The organism is Flavobacterium sp. GW821-FHT12A05, assembly GCF_058807735.1.
In genome coordinates, this window is the sequence record NZ_JBXAQY010000007.1 from 429630 (window position 1) to 447639 (window position 18010).

At 34.1% G+C, this 18010-nt stretch carries 18 protein-coding genes; 15 read left to right on the plus strand and 3 right to left on the minus strand.

Features of this window, described 5'->3' with window-relative positions:
• The first annotated feature begins 1 nt into the window (after position 1).
• The 3 genes from AC1RRQ_RS18295 to AC1RRQ_RS18305 all read left to right on the plus strand — a co-directional run bounded on the left by AC1RRQ_RS18295 (position 2) and on the right by AC1RRQ_RS18305 (position 2577).
• Positions 2-709, plus strand: a complete 708-nt coding sequence (locus AC1RRQ_RS18295) for an HAD family hydrolase (protein WP_493024458.1) — start codon at positions 2-4, stop codon at positions 707-709.
• Positions 709-1341, plus strand: a complete 633-nt coding sequence (locus AC1RRQ_RS18300) for a CatA-like O-acetyltransferase (RefSeq protein WP_493024459.1) — start codon at positions 709-711, stop codon at positions 1339-1341. Before AC1RRQ_RS18295 ends, AC1RRQ_RS18300 begins: the two co-directional genes overlap by 1 nt.
• Before the next feature lie 108 nt (positions 1342-1449).
• Positions 1450-2577 carry an OmpA family protein gene (locus tag AC1RRQ_RS18305; RefSeq protein WP_493024460.1) on the plus strand — a complete coding sequence of 376 codons (1128 nt, stop codon included), beginning with the start codon at positions 1450-1452 and terminating at the stop codon, positions 2575-2577.
• Positions 2578-3235: 658 nt separating this feature from the next.
• On the opposite strand, the gene AC1RRQ_RS18310 is transcribed toward AC1RRQ_RS18305, so the two are convergent.
• Entirely contained in the window at positions 3236-4069 is an 834-nt protein-coding gene (locus AC1RRQ_RS18310; RefSeq protein WP_493024461.1) for a hypothetical protein, read from the minus strand.
• 247 nt (positions 4070-4316) lie between these two features.
• Between AC1RRQ_RS18310 and AC1RRQ_RS18315 the strand changes: the two genes are divergently transcribed.
• The 3 genes from AC1RRQ_RS18315 to AC1RRQ_RS18325 all read left to right on the plus strand — a co-directional run bounded on the left by AC1RRQ_RS18315 (position 4317) and on the right by AC1RRQ_RS18325 (position 7465).
• The gene (locus AC1RRQ_RS18315; RefSeq protein WP_493024462.1) at positions 4317-5780 is read left to right on the plus strand and encodes a hypothetical protein; all 1464 of its coding nucleotides are present in this window, start codon (positions 4317-4319) and stop codon (positions 5778-5780) included.
• A gap of 116 nt (positions 5781-5896) precedes the next feature.
• On the plus strand, positions 5897-6415 hold the full coding sequence (locus tag AC1RRQ_RS18320) for a ferritin (protein ID WP_017495882.1): 519 nt from the start codon (positions 5897-5899) through the stop codon (positions 6413-6415).
• A gap of 357 nt (positions 6416-6772) precedes the next feature.
• Positions 6773-7465, plus strand: coding sequence for a DUF2461 domain-containing protein (locus tag AC1RRQ_RS18325; protein WP_493024463.1), 693 nt, complete (start codon positions 6773-6775; stop codon positions 7463-7465).
• A gap of 72 nt (positions 7466-7537) precedes the next feature.
• Here AC1RRQ_RS18325 and AC1RRQ_RS18330 read toward each other — a convergent pair whose 3' ends face one another.
• Positions 7538-7870: a single-stranded DNA-binding protein gene (locus tag AC1RRQ_RS18330; protein ID WP_493024464.1), complete on the minus strand. Its 333-nt coding sequence runs from the start codon at positions 7868-7870 to the stop codon at positions 7538-7540.
• A 173-nt stretch (positions 7871-8043) separates the two neighbouring features.
• Here AC1RRQ_RS18330 and AC1RRQ_RS18335 point away from each other — a divergent pair, with 173 nt between their 5' ends.
• The 3 genes from AC1RRQ_RS18335 to AC1RRQ_RS18345 are packed head-to-tail and all read left to right on the plus strand — an operon-like array spanning position 8044 to position 12320.
• A complete protein-coding gene (locus tag AC1RRQ_RS18335; RefSeq protein ID WP_493024465.1) occupies positions 8044-9567 on the plus strand; it encodes a carbon-nitrogen hydrolase family protein in 1524 nt (507 codons plus the stop codon).
• Positions 9568-9570: 3 nt separating this feature from the next.
• A complete protein-coding gene (locus tag AC1RRQ_RS18340; RefSeq protein ID WP_493024466.1) occupies positions 9571-9918 on the plus strand; it encodes a hypothetical protein in 348 nt (115 codons plus the stop codon).
• A gap of 11 nt (positions 9919-9929) precedes the next feature.
• On the plus strand, positions 9930-12320 hold the full coding sequence (locus AC1RRQ_RS18345) for a M28 family peptidase (RefSeq protein ID WP_493024467.1): 2391 nt from the start codon (positions 9930-9932) through the stop codon (positions 12318-12320).
• 60 nt (positions 12321-12380) lie between these two features.
• Here AC1RRQ_RS18345 and AC1RRQ_RS18350 read toward each other — a convergent pair whose 3' ends face one another.
• A complete protein-coding gene (locus tag AC1RRQ_RS18350; protein ID WP_493024468.1) occupies positions 12381-12776 on the minus strand; it encodes a rhodanese-like domain-containing protein in 396 nt (131 codons plus the stop codon).
• 146 nt (positions 12777-12922) lie between these two features.
• Between AC1RRQ_RS18350 and AC1RRQ_RS18355 the strand changes: the two genes are divergently transcribed.
• The 6 genes from AC1RRQ_RS18355 to AC1RRQ_RS18380 all read left to right on the plus strand — a co-directional run bounded on the left by AC1RRQ_RS18355 (position 12923) and on the right by AC1RRQ_RS18380 (position 17953).
• Positions 12923-13825 carry a LysR family transcriptional regulator gene (locus AC1RRQ_RS18355; RefSeq protein WP_493024469.1) on the plus strand — a complete coding sequence of 301 codons (903 nt, stop codon included), beginning with the start codon at positions 12923-12925 and terminating at the stop codon, positions 13823-13825.
• Positions 13810-14262 (plus strand): GNAT family N-acetyltransferase, encoded by a 453-nt coding sequence (locus AC1RRQ_RS18360; RefSeq protein WP_493024470.1) that lies wholly within the window; start codon positions 13810-13812, stop codon positions 14260-14262. Before AC1RRQ_RS18355 ends, AC1RRQ_RS18360 begins: the two co-directional genes overlap by 16 nt.
• A 129-nt stretch (positions 14263-14391) precedes the next feature.
• Complete coding sequence (locus AC1RRQ_RS18365) at positions 14392-15207, plus strand: SDR family oxidoreductase (protein WP_493024471.1); 816 nt, start codon at positions 14392-14394, stop codon at positions 15205-15207.
• 196 nt (positions 15208-15403) lie between these two features.
• Positions 15404-15880 (plus strand): methylated-DNA--[protein]-cysteine S-methyltransferase, encoded by a 477-nt coding sequence (locus AC1RRQ_RS18370; RefSeq protein WP_493024472.1) that lies wholly within the window; start codon positions 15404-15406, stop codon positions 15878-15880.
• Positions 15881-16073: 193 nt separating this feature from the next.
• On the plus strand, positions 16074-16787 hold the full coding sequence (locus AC1RRQ_RS18375; protein WP_493024473.1) for a 3'-5' exonuclease: 714 nt from the start codon (positions 16074-16076) through the stop codon (positions 16785-16787).
• Positions 16788-16879: 92 nt separating this feature from the next.
• Positions 16880-17953, plus strand: a complete 1074-nt coding sequence (locus AC1RRQ_RS18380; RefSeq protein ID WP_493024474.1) for a winged helix DNA-binding domain-containing protein — start codon at positions 16880-16882, stop codon at positions 17951-17953.
• The last annotated feature ends 57 nt before the right edge of the window (positions 17954-18010 follow it).

The following is an 18010-nucleotide window of genomic DNA, read 5'->3' on the forward strand; positions in this document are numbered from 1 at the left end:
TATGCTGCATAAAAGTAAAATACCAAACTTAAAAGTAATCGCATTTGATGCCGATGATACATTATTTGTAAACGAACCTTATTTTCAGGAAACCGAACATAAATTTTGCGCTTTGATGGAAGATTATCTTTCGCATCAAGGCATTTCGCAGGAATTATTCAAAATTGAAATTGCCAATCTGTCTTTGTATGGCTACGGAATTAAAGGTTATATCCTTTCGATGATCGAAGCGGCAATGAACATTTCCAGCAATACAATTCCGATAGAAGTAATTGGAAAGATAATTCAATACGGAAAAGAACTGCTTGAAAAACCAATCGAACTGCTTGATGGAGTTGAAGAAACTTTACAATCCTTACACGGAAAATACAAATTGGTCGTGGCTACAAAAGGCGATTTAAAAGACCAGCACAGCAAATTGCACCGTTCTGGTTTAGGCCATTATTTTCACCATATCGAAGTAATGTCAGACAAACAAGAAATCGATTATCAAAAATTACTGGGTCGTTTAGACATTCAGGCCAATGAGTTTTTAATGATAGGCAACTCATTAAAATCTGATGTGCTGCCTGTTTTAGGAATTGGCGGTTATGCCGTTCACATTCCGTTTCACACTACTTGGGAACATGAAAAAATTAATCACAAAGTTGAACACAAACACTTTAGTTCATTTGAAAAAATCACTGAAGTAGTTCATAATTTATTATAATGAAAACACTTTTAGACTTAGAAAACTGGAACAGAAAAGAACATTTTGCACATTTCAGACAAATGGAAGAACCCTTTTTTGGTGTCACTGTCGAAATAGATTGTACGCAAGCTTATCAAACGGCCAAAGAACTAAATGTTTCTTTTTTCATTTTCTATCTGCACAAAACATTAACTGCCGTAAATGCAATTGAAAATTTCAAGTACAGAATAGCAGAAGACAAAATATACATTAACGATCGTATCGATGCATCGGCAACAATTGGACGCGAAGATGGAACTTTTGGATTTTCTTTAATTGAATACCATCCTGATCTTAATATCTTTAAAGAAAATGCATTAGCAGAAATCGAACGCATTCAAAATACAACCGGACTTTTTACAAGATCTTTTGACAATGACAATCTGATTCACTTTTCGGCAATACCCTGGTTGAATTTCACTTCACTTTCGCATGCCAGAAGTTATACATTTCCAGATAGCTGCCCTAAAATCTCTTTTGGAAAAATGATTACATCCGAAACCGGAAAGCGAACCATTGCAATGTCTGTACATGTACATCACGGTCTGGCAGATGGTCTTCATGTGGGACAATTTGTAGATTACTTTCAAAATCAGATGAATACAAAATAATCTTTATCTTACAAACTTGTCTTATTTTGATACTTTAATAACTTATAGTGGCTAAGCCGAGCGGCAATAAATTCGTTTGTTTGAGGAAAATTTTAAAACTCAATTACAATGAAAAAAATTGTCATGACTCTGGCATTTGCATTAGGGTTAATTCATGTAAATGCACAAACAGAAAATACTGCAAACAACTATAACAAGTGGTCTGTTGAATTAGCCGGAGGAGTAAACAAACCTCAACGCCCAATGACTTCAGGTTATTTTACAAGCACACCTAGTCCATGGGTAGGCGATTTAGGAGTTCGCTATATGTTTAACAACAAATTTGGTTTAAAAGCTGATTTTGGGTACAACAGTTTTACAGGTAAAAACAACTCAATCGATTTTGATTCAAAATACTATAGAGTAGATTTACAAGCGGTTGCTAATCTAGGTCGTATTATGAATTTTGAAACATGGACTAAAACGATTGGTTTATTAGGACATGCTGGTTTTGGTGTTGCTCAATTAGAGAACAAAGATGTACATGTAAAAGACAGAATGGGTAATTTTATTGCCGGTATTACAGGTCAAATTAGATTATCAGACCGTTTTGCTTTAACTGGAGATTTTTCTACCATTTTAAATGCCAGACAAGACTATACTTTTGACTGTGGATGTCCTATAGAATCAAGAGGTTTTACCGGAGTGCTTTTTAACGGAACTGTTGGTTTAAATGTTTACCTGGGTAAAAACACAAAACATGCTGACTGGACTGTAATTTCTGAAACTGTTGATCTTTCTGCTTACGATAATAAGCTTGCCGAACTTGAGAATCAGATAAAGAACATTCCATCTAAACAAGTTATTGTAGAAAAACCTGTTACAAACACTGTTGTTGAGAATAAAGATGTTATGAAAGAAATGATAAACGATAAATATTACAGCGTTTATTTTGATTTCAACAAAGCGACTCCAATTGAAAATTCAACTGCGGCAATTGATGTTATTTTAACTTATTTGAGAAAAACCCCATCTGCATCTCTAGATATCATTGGTTATGCTGACCAAGTTGGAAAGTCTGAGTACAATGAGAAACTATCAAATACAAGAGCAACTAACGTTAAAACAATTTTTGAAAAAGCAGGAATCGAATCTTCAAGATTAAATGTTGTTACCGGAGGTGCTGATACATCAATCCAAAAAGACTCAGAAGAAGCTAGAAGATTAGCTAGAAGAGTTACTTTTAGAGTAAAATAATTTCTACTCGACAAAATTTAAAACAAAAGCCCTGAAGAAATTCTTCAGGGCTTTTTTGTGTTTTGTCTCGTCGTGAAAAAAGCTGACTATAATTTATCTAATTATTTGATCAACAACAGAAAAATTTAAACGACTTATACCTGTAATTATAATAAGACTTCTAATAATGAAATAACATGGTGCAAAAACATCATTAATAGAATATCAAAGCAAATTATACAAATACACCAAAACAACTGCATCATATTACTAACTTGAAATTAGGATTAAAGAAAAACTTTCCATCAATTAGGCTGAAACAATACTTTTTTTGAATCCAATTGACGCTTGATTAGCCAACTACTCCTTGTAAATTTAATAGACGCAGTAGTTACAAACAAACAAGACGATTTTGATCGCTAAGACGGTCTATTTAAAAGTATAGATGTCAATTATTCATTTCAGATAAAAAAATAGCAAACAAGCTATAAAAAATAGTATCAGGATTTAAAAGTAGGTCTTATTAAATTTTACTAAACGGAAAAACTCAAATACATTGTAAAAACTCAAACTAGAGTTAGAAAACAAAAAAAGCTGCAAGAACGTTCTTGCAGCTTTTTGTTGTTTATGACAATTCTGGCAACACCATTATTGTCAACAAACAGATTCTTTATATAAATTAATAAGTATAAGTAGTGGTTTCTGTAGTAGTTTTAGTTCCAGATTGCGTTACTTCAGTTCTCTTTGTAGGATAACCATTTGCATCGTATTCATAAGTATAAACAACTGTCTCTACCGATGTGTCAACATTATTGCTCGTTGTTTTCTTAACTACATTATTCTTAACAGCAAATCCCTGATTATTATCTATTAACGCACCAAAGCCTAAAACATTAACTCTAGGGTTATTTTTAGAATCGTATACATATGTAGTCAAACTTTCAAAAGTACCACTATAGAATTGATGCGTAATTAAATTACCTCCAGAGAAAGTATATCTTCCGCTTATTGGTGTATACTCATTTTCATTTTTTGAACTGTCACTGTTTATTTTGCTGTAGAACACACTTCCATCGCTATTATAAGTGTATTTTGTGATATAATAATTCCCAAACTCTTTACTAAAAATATAGTCTAATTTTCCATTTGCATAAAAATATTCATTTGTAATATAAACACCTTCAGAATCGTCAGCTTTTTCAATTTTTTTAATTACATCACCCTCATAAGTATAATTGGTAACGTTAGGTCCCTCTCTGTCTGATATTATTTTAGTATCATTGTACAATAACTCGACTGTGATTACATCTCCGTTTGCATAAGTATGAACCTGTTTTTTTACCAAAATTGGCTCTACAACTACTACAGGTATCGAATCTGTTTTTGGCGGTGAAATTGTATCATTTTTAATAGGGTTTGAATCATTTTTCTTGATACAATAATCTCCATAATCATCTGTACAAGAAGCAAATACTATTAATACAGCACTAAATAAATAAAGTAATTTTTTCATAATTTCATTTTTTTTACGAAAATACCCCCATAAAGCATTTTTGATTTCCTCTAAAAGTTATATTTATACAAGAATAAGACTACAATTATTTTGTTACTTAACAAATAAAAACAATATAAAACTTATAAAAAATACATTTAAGAAAGTCGTTTTATATGTTTAACTATTCAAAATTCTTTAGTAATTCTCAATTAAAATTCATACATTCAGCCTTAAATTTGGAATGATATTTGACGATTGAAAATTCATGAAAAAACTATTTCTTTTCTCTCTTTTGCTTTGTAAATCGGCATTGATTGGTCAAACGGTATTGAACTCTCTTCCCTTAAATTTAGACAGTTCTTCAGAAAATGCCCAAACCCTGAATGTCGAAGATGTAAAAACGCATGATATTTATGTTTTTGCGGCAGACGACAGAAACATCAATATTTTAAAATATAATAAATTATTGTTTCTGACTAATCAGTTTACTGATACTATACGAAATCCGGAACACAGATCTTTAAGCGGCTACAGCATTAGCGAAGACGGAAATCCTTTATTATACTGGACCTCCCAAAACACAAGAAATATCAAAATCATTAAGTACTTTTTAGATTTAAAAACGTCAAGAGTCTTAAATTTTGATTTTCCCGAAGAAAATGAATACATCATAAGCACTTTTCAGAAAAACAATGCTTTTTATGTTCTTGGAAAAGAAAAAGGTCAAAAGCATCTTCTTTTATATGAATTTCAAAATGGGAAATGCGAAATAAAAATGTTCGATTTTTCGGCCTTTAACTTCCAAACAGAAAGAGGCCAGAATTTTACATTCAATGCGCTTATTCGAAATTATCCAATTCAAAAAATGGACCTGGCTGATTTTAATCCTTTAGAAAAAGCATCGGGCATAAACAAAATGTACGTTCTGGATGATCATATCCTTTTAACATTTGACTATAACACCCAGAAAACACAAGTTTTTGATCTTAATTTACAAACTCTTGATATTAAGGAGAAAATATTTAATCAGCCCGCAACAAAGAAACTGGCCTTAAGTGCCAATTCATTTTACAGCGACGGCAGATTATTTCAGGTAAAAGCGAATAGTGATGAGTTTTTGTATACTATAAAAGATTTTGATTCGGGACAGACTTTAAAAAATGTTTCGGTTTCAAAAAATGACACAATACGTTTTAAGAATTCTCCTTTATTCCTTCGAGCAAACAACGATAAACCTGTAGAATTAAAAAACACGGCTAAGTTTCTTAAACAACTTTCAAATTTAAGTGCAGGAGTTTCTGTGTTTAAAAACAAGAAAAACAGCTATGTAACATTTGGAGGCTTTGTAGAATACGTGGTTTCTAATTTCCAATATGGGCAGGCTGATTTCTTCAATGATTATGGAAATCAATCGTATTACATCCAAAATAAAATGGTGTTTTTTGATTCAATGTTCGACTCTAATCTCGACTTTGTAAGCAATAAACAAGCAGAACCACTGGCAATTGACAACGCCTATTATTATTTGAGTACTAATAAAAATGCGGTGCTTCAAAACATCTTAAAACTAAAAGATTACTATATTTTGAGCTATTATGATACCGCGCTAAGGCAATTTATCCTTAGAAAATTTACAGATGGTTTTATTAGAGAAAGCGATGGAAATCCAATTATGAACAAATCTCAGTTCTCTAAACCGTTTAATTTTGAGCCTATTAAAACGCATTAATTTTCTTGAGAGTTAATCCAATTGTGTAATGTTTTCGCGGTTTCAAAAAAAGGGAATGGATTATTTTTTCTAACTTTACCAAAAAGAGACAAATTTCCATCCAAAAGACACGTATTATGTTATCAAAAAATATTGAAACGGCTTTAAATAAGCAAATCCGCATAGAAGCAGAATCTTCGCAAACTTATCTTTCTATGGCTTGTTGGGCTGAAGTACACGGATTAGAGGGAATCGCTCAATTTATGTACACACAATCAGATGAAGAGCGTGCACACATGCTTAAATTAATCAAGTATGTAAACGAACGCGGAGGCCACGCTCATATTACAGATCTAAAAGCACCAAAAACATCTTATTCTACTTTTAAAGAAATGTTTGAGGAACTTTATAACCATGAACTTTTTGTTTCGAAATCGATCAACGAATTAGTACACATTACTTTTGAAGAGAAAGATTATGCAACTCATAATTTCTTACAATGGTACGTTTCTGAACAAATCGAGGAAGAAGCTACAGCTAAATCTATTTTGGATAAAATCAACTTAATTGGTGATGACAAAGGCGGACTTTACTTGTTCGACCGTGATATTCAGCAATTAACAGTTACAAGTTCAATTGCTATCAATCCAAAATAAAAAAGTTAAAGTTTATTTAGAACGCTTAAAAATAACTTTTTTCATTTATATTTGTCTCTGTTTTTATAATACAGAGGAAAATTGGGCAAGAAAGAGAAAGACAAGGACAAAAAAAAGGATAAAAAGAAAAAGAAAAACGCTGTTATCCTTGATAAAATTAAGAAGATTGAAAATTGTAAATCTTCTTGTTGTGAGAAATACAAAAAAAGTGAAAAGAAACGTTGTTCACGTTGTCCTATGTTTGATTTATTCAAAAAAACTGCTTAACGATATATAGAAAACCCACCAAGAAATCTGGTGGGTTTTTAATTTTACTTAAATTCGTGTTCTGATTTTTAAAAAAGTCTCCTCTTAATTATGAAAAACGACATTATTATACCTCAATCCAGCCTTGATTTTTTAACGCAGCTAAAAGAGAACAATAACAAACCTTGGTTTGAGGAACATAAACCTGAATATTTAAACGAACTAAATCACATTCAAAACTTTGCAGACGCTTTACTAAAAGAGCTTTCTAAAACCGATGTTCTGGAAACACAGTCAGGTAAAAAAAGTGTGTACCGAATTTACCGCGACATTCGTTTTGCTAAAGACAAAACTCCTTTTAAAACGTATTGGGGCGGAAGTTATACCCGCGCCACAAGTGCAAGACGCGGCGGTTATTATTTTCATCTGGAAAAAGGAAACAGCTTTTTCGCCGGTGGTTTTTGGGGACCAAATGCTGCCGACCTTAAACGCATAAGAAGCGAATTTGCTCACGATCCTGAATCATTTAGAAAAATCTTAAAGTCAAAATCCTTTACCAGCACATTTGGAACTTTACAGGGCGAACAGCTTAAAACAACACCAAAAGGTTTTGATCCGGATCATGAAGCTATTGATTTACTGCGCTATAAACAGTTTTTAATCATTAAACGTTTTACCGATGAAGAAGTATTAAGTCCGCTTTTTTTGGAGCAGGCTTTAGAAACATGCCTAAACATGCGCCCTTTTTTTGATTATATGAGCGAAGTACTTTCTACAGATATAAATGGAGCTTCAGTTTTATAAATTGATTTCAATATAAAAGTTAAACCCGAAAGGTTTTTAAAACCTGTCGGGTTTGTTTCATTCAATCAAAGATTACTTACTAAGCAATAAAATCTCGTTTACAACAACTTCGGTTATATATTTTCTCTCACCGTTTTTATCATCGTAACTTCTGTGGGTTAACTTTCCGTCAATCGCTACCTCTTTCCCTTTTGCAACAAATTTTTCTATAATTTCTGCTGTTTTGCCCCAAGCGGTTACCCGGTGCCATTCTGTTTGTTCTACTTTTTCACCTCTCTCATTTCGGTAAATTTCGTTTGTTGCGATTGTTAGGTGTGCCAGCTTTTTACCGCTTTCTAATGTTTTAACTTCTGGATCGTTTCCTACGTTACCAATTAATTGTACTCTGTTTTTCATTGCATTCATGGCGTATACTATTTAAATGTTCATATAAAATCGTTGATCAAATTCAACAGGGCAAAGATGCGGCTGGATTAGTAAAATATTCGGTTACAAACTATTTACTTTCGGTTGTAAATAATTGTAAGCGTTTGTAAATGGAATTTATTTTTGCTATATTTGAGATAAATCGTACATATATGCAGACAGAAATTAAAAAAGTAGAGTTACGAAACCTTGCGTTTGAAGATTACAAACAATTGAAAAATTCAATGGTAGAATCTTATCCGGAAATGGCCAACTCTTATTGGAGATCAAATGATATAAAAAAATTACTTTCTATATTTCCCGAAGGACAATTGGTAATCTTAGTCGACGGCGTCGTTGTCGGCTCGGCATTATCGCTTATTGTCGATGAAAAACTGGTAGACAAAAGACACAATTACAGACAAATTGTGGGCGATTATACTTTCTCGACCCATAATCCAGACGGCGAAATTTTATACGGAATTGATGTTTTCATTCATCCGAACTATCGCGGTCTTCGTTTGGGCCGACGCCTTTATGATGCCAGAAAAGAACTTTGCGAACAATTAAACTTAAAGGCTATTGTTTTTGCCGGGCGAATTCCGAATTACAATCAATATTCTAAAAAGTTCAGCCCAAGAACTTACATTGACAAAGTCAAAGACAAGGAACTTCATGATCCGGTTCTTTCCTTTCAGTTGAGCAATGATTTTCACGTATTGAGAATCATCAAAAATTATCTTGAAGGCGACGAAGAGTCAAAAGAATTTGCCGTTTTATTAGAATGGAACAATGTTTATTACGACGAAAGTCCGAAATTGATTAATTCTGAAAAAAGTATCATTCGATTAGGCTTAATTCAATGGCAGATGCGTCAGCTTAATAATGTTGAAGCTCTTTTTGAACAGGCAGAATTTTTTATTGATGTCGTTTCCGGCTACGGAAGCGATTTTGCGCTATTCCCGGAACTTTTTATTGCGCCTTTAATGGCCGATTATAATCATTTATCCGAAGCCGAAGCCATTCGGGAACTGGCAAGACATTCAGATCCTATTAGAAAACGTTTCCAGGAGTTTGCCATTTCATACAACATCAACATTATTACCGGAAGTATGCCGCATCTGGAAAATGGTAATTTATACAATGTTGGTTTTTTATGCAAAAGAGACGGAACTTCAGAAATGTATTCGAAAATACACATAACGCCAAATGAAGTGCAGCATTGGGGAATGAAAGGCGGATCTCAGTTTAAAACCTACGACACAGACTGTGGTAAAATTGGAATTCTAATTTGTTACGATGTTGAGTTTCCTGAACTTTCGAGATTATTGGCCGATGAAGGAATGAATATTTTATTCGTTCCGTTTTTAACCGATACTCAAAATGCTTACACTCGTGTTAAACACTGCTCTCAGGCGCGTGCGATCGAAAACGAATGTTATGTCGCCATTGCGGGCTGTGTGGGAAATCTTCCGAAAGTAAACAATATGGATATTCAATATGCGCAGGCCTCAGTTTTTACACCTTCTGATTTTGCTTTCCCAAGTAATGGAATTAAAGCAGAAGCAACTCCAAATACTGAAATGACACTGATTGTTGATGTCGATTTAAATTTATTGAAACATCTTCATGAACATGGAAGTGTGCGAATTTTAAAAGACAGACGAACAGATTTATATCAAATAAATAAATTGTAATCGATGAGAACATGTCTTGAATGCTCCGAAAAGCTTGTAGGCCGGGAAGATAAGAAGTTTTGTTCAGACAATTGCCGAAATGCTTACAACAACAAAATAAACAAAGACAGTAACAATTTCATGCGAAATGTAAATAACAAACTACGAAAAAACTATCGTATTTTGTCTGAGCTGAATGTGGATGGAAAATCAAAAGCAACCAGAGATAAAATGATTAACAAAGGCTTTGATTTTGATTTCTTTACTAATATCTTGCACACCAAAACAGGCAATACCTACTATTTCCTGTATGACCAAGGATACAGATCTTTGGACAATGATTATTATATGCTAGTTAAAAAAGAAATTTAGATTTATTCATCATGAGAAAAAACCCCACCTCAATTCTGGCAATACTCTGCATTCTCGCCATTTTAGGTATCATTTATGCGACAATGATGCCGCAATGGATTTCAAAAACAGACGAAGCTCTGGCCGAATTTTCTACTGACAGGGCATTAAATCAGGTTGAAATTATAGCTCAAAAACCACATTATGTTGGCTCTACTAATCACGAATTAGTAGCTAATTATCTTAAACTTGAGCTTAATAGAATTGGATTAGAAACCAGTATTCAGGAAGGTTTTACACTTAACGACAAGGGACTTCTTGTAAAATCTAAAAATATTCTGGCCCGAATTAAGGGAACAAACAGCTCAAAGGCGCTTTTACTTCTTTCTCATTATGACAGTGCTCCGCATTCTTTTTCAAAAGGTGCAAGCGATGATGCCTCTGGAGTTGCTACGATTCTTGAAGGAATCAGAGCATTTTTATATTCCAAACACCCACAGAAAAACGATATTATTATTCTTTTTTCGGATGCCGAAGAATTAGGCCTAAACGGCGCCGCTCTTTTTGTAAACAAACATCCATGGGCAAAAGACGTTGGTTTAGTTTTAAACTTCGAAGCCAGAGGAAGTTCCGGACCAAGTTATATGCTGATGGAAACCAACAAAGGAAACCAGGCGCTTGTTCAGGAATTTACAAAAGCAAAAGCAGCTTATCCGGTATCAAACTCATTAATGTACAGTATTTACAAAATGCTGCCAAACGATACTGATTTAACCGTTTTTAGAGAGCAGGGAAATATTCAGGGGTTTAATTTCGCTTTTATCGACGGGCATTATAACTATCATACACAGCAGGACGACGTTCAGCATTTAAACAAAACTACATTGGCGCATCAAGGTTCTTATTTGATGCCTTTATTAAAATACTTCGCTAATGCCGATTTAAACCAAACGGCTTCAACCGAAGATGATGTTTACTTCAACATCCCATTCTCTTTCATTAGTTATCCGTTTACCTGGGTAATGCCAATGACAATTATTGCTTTAGGCTTACTTATCATTTTTATTTTTATTGGAAAAGCAAAGCGAATGATCTCTTTTAGAGAAATATTCAAAGGATTTGTACCCCTTTTAGGATCTGTAATCGTCGCCGGCTTAGTAACCTTTTTAGGCTGGAAAATCATTTTAGAAATTTATCCGCAGTATTCTGATTTACTAAACGGATTCACTTATAACGGTCATGCTTATATCGGCGCGTTTGTAACTCTAAGTATTGCAATTTGTTTCGCCTTTTACCATCATTTTTCTGATGCTAAAATAACAATGAACCATTATGCAGCGCCTTTGCTGCTTTGGATTATCATCAATGGCTTTTTGGCCAACAGCTTAACCGGAGCAGGATTTTTAATTATTCCGGTTTATTTCGGGATTCTTTTATTTGGAGTTTTTGTTTTGACGCAGCATTATAGTTTAGGACTGAATTTACTTTTTAGTATTCCGGCTTTAGCCATTGTTGCGCCGTTTATTGTAATGTTTCCAATTGGTCTGGGCTTAAAAATATTATACGGAAGTGCGATCTTAACCGTTTTGCTTTTCGGATTATTGCTTCCAATATTTAATACTTTCTTCAAAAAAGGAGCGTGGATTATGGTTTTCTTTGCCGTATCTATCGGATTCTTTGTTTATGCTGGATATCATTCAGGCTACGAACACGGAAAAGCAAAATCAAACAGCTTGTTATACATTTACAACGCCAACACAAATTCGGCAGTTTGGGCAACTTATGATACAAATCTTGATGATTGGACTAAAACTTATTTAGGAGAGAAAAATCAAAAAGCCGTTGGATTAAACAATCTTCCTATTTCAAGCAAATATAATACTGGTTTTACCTACAGCGCAATTGCGCCAGTTGTAGATGTGCCAAAACCAACTATTTCTTTCTTAAAAGACAGTGTTGTGGGCAATAACAGATATTTAAAAATCAGAATTACGCCAAACCGAAAAGTAAACCGTTACGACATTTACGCCAATCCAAAAATGACGTTTTACAACTTTAAGGCAAACGGTGTTTCGTCTTCGGGAGAAAAAGGAAACCGATTGGAAAGAGAGGGAATGCGTTTATTATGCTATTATGTTGTAGGTAATGAACCGCTTGAAATGGATTTCTACATCAACAAATCGTCTATTTTTGATATGGATTTAATCGAGAGTTCTTTCGATTTAATGACAAATCCTCTGTTAAAAGTAAATCCAAGAAGCGATTGGATGATGCCGACTCCATTTGTTTTAAATGATGCTGTACTAATTCAGCAGAAAATAAAAAGATACACCCCGCCGGTAAGTCCGCCAATACAAACGGCACCAGTTAAAGACAGCGCCGTAATTGTAAAAGACAGTTTACAGCCCGTGGTTAAACCATAATAAATATATTTTTCAAAATAATAAAAAAGCAGACTTTCTAATCAAAGTCTGCTTTTGTTTTTAGCAGGCGCATTCAATTTTCAAGCCCTCCTTTACTCCTTTTGTTCCCTCGGTTGCATAACCGTCAAACTTCCACCACTCAATCCCGCCAATTAGTTCTTTTACTTTAAATCCTAATTTGGCCATATTTAAAGCGCCTTTTGTTGAGGCATTACACCCAATTCCGTCACAATACGTTACATACAAAACATCTTTATCTAAATGTTTGGTTGTTGCTGCAGACATTTCGCGATGCGGTATATTAATCGCACCCGGAATATGTTCAGCTTCATATCCAAAAGCTTTTCTGGCATCTAATGCCACTACCTTTTCACTATTATTTAAAGCATCGAATAAATCTGAAGGATCCATTTCGAATGCTAATTTTTGCTCATAAAATTTAATTTGATCTTCCATTGTAATATCGTTTTATTGATTTTGTTTTTTCAAAAGTAACCGAAGAATCAATGCTGGAAAAACGAAAAGAATTAATGAACGGCATTAGTTTTTTTCATACCAAAGCGATTCTAAAATTTTGTTCCTTTGTATATAAATCTCAAAAAATGGAAATACGTCATTTAAAATTGATAAAAGCAATTGTTGAAGAAGGAAGCATAACAAAAGCAATTGACAAACTTCATTTAACACAATCGGCTTTGAGTCATCAGCTCAAAGAAGCAGAATATCAATTGGGTACGCCTATTTTTTTGAGAACCAATAAAAAACTGGTGCTTACAAAAGCGGGAGAAAAAATCTATGAACTTGCCAATGATATTCTGAATAAACTCAGCGAAGCACAAACTCAGATCAAACAAATGGTATATGGAGAATATGGCGAAATCAGAATCAGCACTGAATGTTTCTCGAGTTACCATTGGCTGCCGCCGGTATTAAAACAATTTCATCTTTTATACCCGAATGTGGAATTGAAAATAATAACCGAAGCAACCCATATTCCTCTTCAAAAACTTTTAGAAAATTCCGTTGACATTGCTATTGTAAGCGATACCATTAAGGACAATCATATAAAATATACAGAGCTTTTTCAGGACGAAGTCGTTATGGCGGTTTCTGAAAATCATCCTTGGGCGAATAAAAAGTATGTTGTTGCCGAAGATTTCGTAAATGAACATTTAATAATTCATTCTCTCCCAATGGAAACCGTTACGATTCATCAGTTTATTTTGGCTCCAGCCAAAGTAACGCCAAAAAAAGTAACACCGCTTCCGTTAACTGAAGCTTCTTTGGAAATGGTAAAGGCCGATATGGGCGTTATGTCGATGGCAAAATGGGCACTGCTTCCACATTTAAAGAATAATCCAATTAAAGCCATAAAAGTGGGCAAAAACGGCTTAAAACGAAAACATTTTATCGCCACAAGAGCAAACGAAACTTATCCGGATTATTTTCAGCACTTTATTAATTTTTTACAAAACGAAATTAACCTGCAATGGAATATTCAATAAGAAACTGCGAAATCGCCGATTTACCCAAATTGGTTATTTTATGCCAAAAACATGCCGAGTTTGAAAAAGCAGATTATTCTGCAGAAGGAAAAGAAGAAAGTTTGAGAGAAGCTATATTCGGCGAAAAGCCAAAACTATTTTGTTTAGCAGTTGCCACAAAAGAAACGATTGTAGGCTATGTATCGTACACTTTTGATTTCTCGACTTGGGACGCCCAGACTTTTATGTACATGGATTGTTTGTTTCTGGAAGAAGAAGCGCGCAGTTTTGGTATTGGAGAAGTTTTAATTGATAAGCTCAAAGAAATAGCCATTCAAAATAACTGCATTAATATTCAATGGCAAACGCCTCAGTTTAATGAAAGAGCCATTAAGTTTTATAACCGAATTGGTGCCAAAGCAAAAGACAAAGCCCGATTTACACTAAACTTGGCTTAATCGCGCAAAGTTTTTTAATTTATAGCCACAGATTAAAGGATTAAAATGATTTTGGAATCTGCTGAAATTTGTGTGAGGCAAAACCTTTGTACCTTTGCCACTCTGAATCTTTGAACCTCAAAAAAAGAAATGAAACAAATAAGCATATTAGGCTGTGGCTGGCTGGGACTTCCTTTAGCGAAAAGATTAATAGAAAAAGAATATGCCGTAAAAGGATCTACAACTTCTGAGAGTAAACTTTATATTTTAGAAAATGCTGGCATAAATCCGTTTTTGGTTGAAGTTGAAGAAAAAGAAGTTTCTCAAAACATCGATTCTTTTTTAGCAGAAAGCGAAATCTTAATTATTGACATTCCGCCAAAATTAAGATCAGCCGATCCTAATTCTGAAAAGAAAGCTTTTGTAGAAAAAATCAAAAATTTAATTCCGTTTATAGAAAAATCAACGATTAAGAAAGTTCTTTTTGTGAGTTCAACTTCTGTTTACGGAGACGATAATGATTGTATTACAGAAGAAACTAATCCAAATCCTGAAACAGAAAGTGGTAAACAATTGCTTTTAGCAGAAGATATTCTCCAAAAAAACCACAATTTCGAAACCACAATTCTGCGTTTTGGCGGTTTAATTGGTGAAGACCGACATCCGGTTAAGTTTTTAGCAGGAAAAGAAAACCTCGAAAATCCCGATGCACCAATAAATCTAATTCATCAAAACGATTGTATCTTCATCATTGAAGAAATCATAAGCCAGTCAAAATGGAATGTCGTTTTGAATGCCGTTGCGCCTTTTCACCCAACCCGAGAGGAATATTATACTCAAAAAGCAAAAGAGCAAAACTTGATTGCACCAAAATTCAGTTCTGAAAAATCGAATATCAAAAAGACCATTTCAAGCGATAAAATCCAAAATATTTTAAACTATAAGTTTAATTTAGAAGATTATTAGAATTTCAAATGTCAGGCTGAGCGAAGTCGAAGCCCCTTTTCGTTTTCACTAGCCTTCGACTCCGCTCAGGATGACAATCGTTAAAACAGGACACAAAATCTTTAAATTACTTACATAACTTACATGGTTTAAAAAAACTTTGCGAACTTTGCGAGAAACCTTTGCTCCTTTGCGGTTAAAAAATTGCAGTTAAACTATGGAAACAGTCTATATCAATTCACCTCTAGGAATCACCAAAATTATTGGAGACGAGAATGGTATTGCCGTTATTTCTGTTTCTGATGTTGGTACAAACGAAGTTTCGGAGACAATCCCGGAAGTTTTACAAGATGCTGTTTCCCAATTAAATGAATATTTTGAAGGCAAAAGAACCGATTTCGATTTAAAACTAAATCCGCAAGGCACTGAATTCCAACAGAAGGTTTGGAAAGCTTTATTGGAAATTCCGTACGGAAAAACAGTAAGCTATATGGACCAAACCAAAAAACTGGGTGATATAAAAGCAATTCGTGCTGTGGCTTCGGCAAATGGTAAAAACCCGCTTTGGATTGTAGTTCCTTGTCATCGTGTTATTGGCACGAATGGTTCTTTAACCGGTTACGCCGGAGGATTGTCACGCAAAAAATGGCTTTTGGAACACGAAAACCCATCTGCGCAGCAAAGCTTATTTTAGTTTTTTTCGCCACGAATTTCACAAATTACGCTAATTTTTTCTCTTTTAATTTTATTTGTCATTTATATTTATTTAAGAAAATTCACTCATTTAATAAATCATAAATAGATTAAAAATCAAATTTGTGTATATTTATAACGGCAGAGAATTAGTGTAATCTGTGAAATTCGTGGCAAAACCACCATAAATGATTATGATTGAAAAAATAAACCTCAACAACATTCTCTTTCTTGATATAGAAACCGTTCCGGAAGAAGAGAACTTCAATGCGCTTGATGCAGAAATGCAGACACTTTGGGATTTAAAAACACAATACCAGAGAAAAGACGATTTCACTCCCGAAGAATTCTACGACCGAGCCGGAATTTGGGCCGAGTTTGGAAAGATAATCTGTATTTCGGTTGGTTATTTTACGATTAAAGGCGACGTTCGTAATTTTAGAGTGACTTCTTTTTTTGGAGAGGAGAAAAAGATACTGAAAGACTTTAATAATCTGCTGAACAATCATTTTAATCAGCCTCAGCATCTTTTATGCGGCCATAATGCCAAGGAATTTGATATTCCGTTTTTGGCTCGCCGAATGATCATCAACCAAATTGCCATTCCGGATAAACTAAACTTATTTGGCAAAAAACCCTGGGAAATTGCCCATTTAGATACTTTAGAATTGTGGAAGTTTGGCGATTATAAGCATTTCACTTCTTTGAAACTTTTGACTAAGATTCTCGGTGTTCCATCGCCAAAAGGCGATATTGACGGAAGTCAGGTAGCGCATGTTTTTTATGTTGAAAAAGATATCGACCGAATTATAACGTATTGTGAAAAAGATACGATCGCTGTTGCTCAGATTTTCCTTCGTTTACGCCGGGAAGATTTGCTGATTGAAGATGAAATTATTCATGTATAGTTTTTTTTAGAGGCTAAGGTTCTGAGTTGCTAAGATACTAAGTTTCTTTGCTATGAACTTATATCACTTATATGGTTTAAACATTTAATAGAATGACATATCAGGAAATTTCACATTACCGACTTGTTTCACAAAAATTATACAAAACAAGTCCCACTACGCCTCAGGAAATAGTACGTCATTTAGGTGCTATGCAGGCGCAGGATTATGCTATGGCAAAATGGGCAATTGGTTCTCGATGTGATGCATCTGAAAAAGAAATTGAAGAAGCTGTAAACTCGGCACAAATCATTCGAACTCATATTTTAAGACCAACCTGGCATTTTGTTTCGGCTGATGATATTTACTGGATGTTGGATGTTTCTGGTCCTCAAGTACAAAAAATGACGATTTCTGCAGTTAAAAAATATGGTTTTGATATCAAAAAATTAGATCAGACTCTCAATACGATTGAAAAGCTATTAGTTGGAAACAATCATTTAACCCGAGATGAGATTATGCAGGAACTCGGCATCAAAAAAACTTCTAAAGAAGATTTTCTGGCAGCCGCAATTATGATGCACGCAGAATTGGACGGTTTGGTTTGTAACGGAAAAATGAAAGGCAGACAAATTACTTATGCCTTACTTGAAGAACGGGTTAAAAAGCCAAAAACCAAATTAACGAAAGAAGAAGGTTTAGCAAAACTGACCAAACGTTATTTTGAAAGTCACGGTCCTGCAACGTTACTCGATTTTTCGTGGTGGTCCGGTTTTTCGCCTACAACTTGCAAGAATATCATTAATGCAATTGAGTTGCAATTGAATTCAATCGAGATTGAGAATCAGACCTATCACTATGTAAATCAAGAATATAACGAAAATAACTTCCGCGAAAGCGTACATTTTCTTCCTGCTTTTGATGAAATTTTAATTGCCTATAAAACCAGAGAAGCTTCTATTTTATCGGTACATCAGCCTAAGACTTTTACCAATAATGGCATTTTTAAACCCATAATTATGGAAAACGGAAAGGTAATTGGAACCTGGAAAAGAACCATTAAAAAAGATCATGCCGCAATAGAAACGCAATTTTTTAATGAACCGGAGACTTCGAAAAAAGAAATTCTGTTTGATGGTCTTAAGGCTTTTGAAAATTATCTCGGAACCAAAATCATAATTGAATAATGCTTTCGCAAAATAAAATCTTATGCATTTTATCTCTAAATAATTACATTTACAAAA

Coding starts and splice junctions, on each gene's coding strand:
- AC1RRQ_RS18295 (WP_493024458.1), top strand. CDS start 2: ATGCTGCATAAAAGTAAAATACCAAACTTAAAAGTAATCGCATTTGAT.
- AC1RRQ_RS18300 (WP_493024459.1), top strand. CDS start 709: ATGAAAACACTTTTAGACTTAGAAAACTGGAACAGAAAAGAACATTTT.
- AC1RRQ_RS18305 (WP_493024460.1), top strand. CDS start 1,450: ATGAAAAAAATTGTCATGACTCTGGCATTTGCATTAGGGTTAATTCAT.
- AC1RRQ_RS18310 (WP_493024461.1), bottom strand. CDS start 4,069: ATGAAAAAATTACTTTATTTATTTAGTGCTGTATTAATAGTATTTGCT.
- AC1RRQ_RS18315 (WP_493024462.1), top strand. CDS start 4,317: ATGAAAAAACTATTTCTTTTCTCTCTTTTGCTTTGTAAATCGGCATTG.
- AC1RRQ_RS18320 (WP_017495882.1), top strand. CDS start 5,897: ATGTTATCAAAAAATATTGAAACGGCTTTAAATAAGCAAATCCGCATA.
- AC1RRQ_RS18325 (WP_493024463.1), top strand. CDS start 6,773: ATGAAAAACGACATTATTATACCTCAATCCAGCCTTGATTTTTTAACG.
- AC1RRQ_RS18330 (WP_493024464.1), bottom strand. CDS start 7,870: ATGAATGCAATGAAAAACAGAGTACAATTAATTGGTAACGTAGGAAAC.
- AC1RRQ_RS18335 (WP_493024465.1), top strand. CDS start 8,044: ATGCAGACAGAAATTAAAAAAGTAGAGTTACGAAACCTTGCGTTTGAA.
- AC1RRQ_RS18340 (WP_493024466.1), top strand. CDS start 9,571: ATGAGAACATGTCTTGAATGCTCCGAAAAGCTTGTAGGCCGGGAAGAT.
- AC1RRQ_RS18345 (WP_493024467.1), top strand. CDS start 9,930: ATGAGAAAAAACCCCACCTCAATTCTGGCAATACTCTGCATTCTCGCC.
- AC1RRQ_RS18350 (WP_493024468.1), bottom strand. CDS start 12,776: ATGGAAGATCAAATTAAATTTTATGAGCAAAAATTAGCATTCGAAATG.
- AC1RRQ_RS18355 (WP_493024469.1), top strand. CDS start 12,923: ATGGAAATACGTCATTTAAAATTGATAAAAGCAATTGTTGAAGAAGGA.
- AC1RRQ_RS18360 (WP_493024470.1), top strand. CDS start 13,810: ATGGAATATTCAATAAGAAACTGCGAAATCGCCGATTTACCCAAATTG.
- AC1RRQ_RS18365 (WP_493024471.1), top strand. CDS start 14,392: ATGAAACAAATAAGCATATTAGGCTGTGGCTGGCTGGGACTTCCTTTA.
- AC1RRQ_RS18370 (WP_493024472.1), top strand. CDS start 15,404: ATGGAAACAGTCTATATCAATTCACCTCTAGGAATCACCAAAATTATT.
- AC1RRQ_RS18375 (WP_493024473.1), top strand. CDS start 16,074: ATGATTGAAAAAATAAACCTCAACAACATTCTCTTTCTTGATATAGAA.
- AC1RRQ_RS18380 (WP_493024474.1), top strand. CDS start 16,880: ATGACATATCAGGAAATTTCACATTACCGACTTGTTTCACAAAAATTA.